Below are 4,229 nucleotides of genomic sequence, written 5' to 3'. Positions count from 1 at the left end.
TTTGAAGTGGGTTGGCAAAACAGTGAAAGACTATTGAGGGAAAAAATAAAAACCCTTAGGGTAACCCTTAATAACAAACATAAACAGTTAAGAGAGATAGTGAAACAACAAAACCAAACAGTGATAACGGAAATACAAAATAATCTAAACACAGAAATACTGGGAGAATTACTCTCAAAATTAGAGTCTACTAAAAACCTGGTGGATACTATCAACGAAACAATAGAATACCAGTGTGAAAATCTAACTAGCAATCTGTCGGCAGTTACAGAATCTCTTAGAGAAAATGCCGAAAGGTTGAGGGAAATAAATGAGGTTTGTCAAGACAATCTAGAAACAGTCAAATCTATAGAATAGCAACGGGGAGACAACTATGGATATTGCCGAAAAGGCTAAAAAGATAGTAGCATCCAGTATTGCTGGTTTGGGGGTATTAGGCAGCATTCTGGGAATGGGATTAAAAGGCAAAGCCGCCTACGATAACCAGAATCTAGCAGATGTTGCCCAACAACTACAAACAAATAGTCAGGATTTGTTGGCACTGGCAAAACAATTACAAGGAGAAGAAGGTGCTAAACTCCAAAGTGTGGGGGAATATATCAGTAAACTAGCTAACAAAGTAGCAAAAGGGGAAACCCCCACTGAGGAAGAAATAAAACAAGCACAAGCTAAACTGGAAACTATAAAGCCAACGGATACCCCCCGCCACACTGAAACCAGCCACCCCGACACCAATGACACAGACAAGCAAGACAGGGGTTTCCATAACAACCAGGTAGACAAAACTAATGAAGTTGCTATAGGCGGAAAAAGCAGAGAAACTGAGGATAATACCAAAGACACCGGCAAGGGGAAAGATTCATCTTCATCAGGCAAGTGGGAAAGACAAGATAGGGAAGATAAAATCTCCCCCCCTCAAGGCAAGTCAGAAAAAGGGGATAGAGATAATAAATCCTCTTCTGGCAAACCGCCGGCAAAAGGCAAAGGGGATGGCAGTGAAAAAACCTCCACCCCCGCCACTGAAGAAATAGCAGAAAATATCCAAAATGCCCTACAAAAAATAGAAGAAATTGGTGTTAAACTGAAGGAGTTGGAAAAGGCTATAGCCGATTTGGCAGGGAAGTCAGAAACACAAGCCGAGGAATTAGAAGACAGTGGAAAACAGCTAAATAATCTTAGTGAGGATTTAACTGAAAAAGCCACAGAAACAGAGGCTGCAATTGACAGTCAGGAAAAAGAAACCCTGCAACAATTACAAGACTTTCAGCAGACAATGCAACAATTGTCTCAAACTCTTCAACAAGTTGATGAAGAAGCCACTAACACCACCGAGGAAGCAATCAGTCAAATGAATTCCCAACAACAATTTTTCCAAGATAACCTTGACAGAATCATCCACATTATCCGTCTGCTTCTACAACAGGATACTGAAGATGAAGATGCCTCCCTTACAGCAAAACTGACAGAAGTGATGGAAAATCTCCACTCCTCCTTCTCCCATTTGCCACAACTGTTAGACAACATTAATACCCAACTAGAAACACAGAAAGAGGAGACAGAAGAAAACATCAATAGTCTGATACAAACCCTCCAACAGGGGGAATCAGAAATAAAACAAACAGTGGCAGAGGTAGCTACTCATATAGCTGACACCACCACTAGCGAATTAGAAGATATTTGTCAACAAATCCACCACGGCATAACAGCTGCCACCAATCGGTTTGTTGATAGTAATATCCAGTGGCAGGAAGATTTCCAGACAACTACTTCCTCCCTAATAGAAAACTTGGAAAACTTAATAGAAGACGCTGTCAAAACCAACATAGACGACACTTTCCCAGAGATATTAGACAAACTAACTGAAACAGTGCAACAACAACAAGAAAACTCTCACCAAATCCAAGAGATTGCCTATTGCTTCAGACAATTAACACAGATAACCCAAGACTTGGCATACGCCAGTGAAATTGCCAAAGAAATGAAGCAGCAACTACAAAATATCCATGTTTGACGACAACGAGGGGAAAGATTCACATCAATCCCTATAAAGGAGGTGAAAACAGATGACAACGGAAACACTGATTGCTGGCTTGCAGTATCTTTCTCGTATGAGACAACAACTTCCCTCCCATTTGGAGGAGATGACGGGGAGACTGGCTGCTATTCAACAACAAATCCATCAAGCCAGAGAAGACAACAAGTTGAAACAGGAGGAAATTTTCAAACTTCTAAGGCAGACACAAGAAAAACTCAACACCCTGCCACAGACGATAAACCAAATACAAACCCCCCTCCAACAAAAAATAGTAACAGTAGCCGAGAAACTAAAAAGACTTAATAGCATCATCAGTAAACAAGAAGAGGAAATGTCACCCCTCATCGACAGTGTTAACCAATACTTTCGGCAGTTTGAAAATCAATTACAGAGGATTCAAAATCAACACCTACAACTATTAAACGACACTCTTGAGGGATTTAACCAACTATGGCAAACAGTAGAAGACAACTATAACCAACTAGAATTAGCTTGGCAGAAAATACAACAACAAACCGATACCCTCCAACAAAAAATACTCGCCTTCCAACAAACCACTCAATCCCACTATCAAACCATTGACAATAACATTCAACAACTCCGGGATTCTATTGAATCATCTCTGGAAGAGGAAATATTCCAGACAATAAGCCAACTGCAGGAAAATTTAGAGGAAGAAATAGAAGAAAGCCTTGAAGAGATAGAAACCAGAATCCAGGAATTAAAAGAGGAAAACCAACAAACCATCTCTGATATAAAAGAGTCAGTCAAAAACACCATTGATGACTTTGCAGACAGCATATCCCAACTACTACACTTGGAAGAATCTAAGGGGGAAATTGAAAACCACCATCAGTCTTTCCACCAAACCGTCAGACAATTAGAATCCCTTCTCCCCCCTCTCAAACAACTCATCACCGACTTGGAAAAAGCTAAAGAATCCTTAAACATATAACCCGCCAAACTCCACCCCTCGCAGCCTACTTTCTATTGCCTAACCACTACTAAGGAGAATAATGTCATGGTGACACTATTAGACATTGTCAATATTGTCCAGCAAAATTTGTTAGATTTTGAGGCAGAGAAACAAGAAATTGAAGGCCAAATAGAAGAGTTAGAAGAATTGTTAGAGGAAAGTAAAGAGGCAGCCGAGGAAAACTTTTCCACTCTGGTTGACGCCGGCGAGTCTTTGCTAGAGGAAATAGAGGAAATAGCCAATGAAGCGGCGGAGGAAGTGGAGGAGATGATGGCTTCTTTAAATAACCTGGAAGCCAAAATAGATAACTTCCTCCAGGAAATACAAAACCTTGGGAAACAGAGAAAGGAAGATACAATTAATCTCATCCAAAAAATGGCTACTACCAGCGAAAAAATCAATAGTTACCTGGAAAAACTACAAGAAGCAGTGACGGATTTCAATCAAACAGTGGATGAGGTTAAACCCTCCTTAGAAAACCATTTCAATAACTTGACACAATTTCTGACGGAAACCCTCCTCCCCGCTGTAGAAAATTGTCAGGAAGAAGTTGATAGTATTCAGGAAGGATTAGAAGAGATTTGTCAGGAGAGGATATTGAATTTCCTAGACAGCCAAGAAGGAGAAATCACCCAAGAATTGGCAGCAATGGCAGATACAATTCAAAATTCCACTGAGGAGTATCTAGAAAGCATAAAAGAAACTACCAACTTCTTACTACAATTCTACGGGGATAACTCCAATCAACTGCAAGATAAATACCAAGAAATCTTTGCCGCCATCGCCGAAGATTTAATAAGCCTTCTGGAAACCAACAGGATAAATATCTCCCAGGAAGGTAAACAGTGGCAACAAATAGGCGAATTTGTATTGGAAAGATATGAGGAAATAACAGAAAACAGTCAATACTTGGTGGCAATTTTTGAGAGACTAATAGACAGATAGACGGATGACCTTCTGTTGTAAATTCCTCCGGTAATAACAGGAAATAGCAAACGCCTAGGAATTTTTAAGACGGCAGGTGAATTTATGTGAGGGGGATGTTAGGGATTAACAGACAACAGTCACCGAGGGTAAAAACCAAATTAGGCAAAGACTTTTGAGGGGGGTTTAGTCATCCCCCATGCCTGTAACAGGGAAGATGCCAAGAGACTTTTAAACCACAACCTCTTCCCCGTGGCAGTGGTGGTGGTAGTGGGAGTATTACCAAAAACCCTC

Annotated in this window: 4 protein-coding genes; all 4 read left to right on the top strand. The window is 40.5% G+C overall.

Annotated features, from left to right (window positions below; all coding sequences use genetic code 11):
* Positions 1-357 (top strand): hypothetical protein (locus IGQ44_05400; protein ID HIK37409.1); only part of this gene is annotated, 357 nt, incomplete at its 5' end.
* A gap of 16 nt (positions 358-373) precedes the next feature.
* On the top strand, positions 374-2,011 hold the full coding sequence (locus IGQ44_05395) for a hypothetical protein (protein HIK37408.1): 1,638 nt from the start codon (positions 374-376) through the stop codon (positions 2,009-2,011).
* A gap of 52 nt (positions 2,012-2,063) precedes the next feature.
* The gene (locus IGQ44_05390; GenBank protein ID HIK37407.1) at positions 2,064-2,990 is read left to right on the top strand and encodes a hypothetical protein; all 927 of its coding nucleotides are present in this window, start codon (positions 2,064-2,066) and stop codon (positions 2,988-2,990) included.
* A 66-nt stretch (positions 2,991-3,056) separates the two neighbouring features.
* Positions 3,057-3,956: a hypothetical protein gene (locus IGQ44_05385; GenBank protein ID HIK37406.1), complete on the top strand. Its 900-nt coding sequence runs from the start codon at positions 3,057-3,059 to the stop codon at positions 3,954-3,956.
* Positions 3,957-4,229 lie beyond the last annotated feature (273 nt).

Source organism: Geminocystis sp. M7585_C2015_104, from assembly GCA_015295805.1.
GTDB lineage: Bacteria > Cyanobacteriota > Cyanobacteriia > Cyanobacteriales > Cyanobacteriaceae > DVEF01.
This window is presented reverse-complemented; position numbering and strand designations above follow the sequence as displayed.

Bases quoted from the DNA above. Each gene is read 5' to 3' on its own strand.
- IGQ44_05395 (HIK37408.1), top strand. From the start codon at position 374: ATGGATATTGCCGAAAAGGCTAAAAAGATAGTAGCATCCAGTATTGCT.
- IGQ44_05390 (HIK37407.1), top strand. From the start codon at position 2,064: ATGACAACGGAAACACTGATTGCTGGCTTGCAGTATCTTTCTCGTATG.
- IGQ44_05385 (HIK37406.1), top strand. From the start codon at position 3,057: ATGGTGACACTATTAGACATTGTCAATATTGTCCAGCAAAATTTGTTA.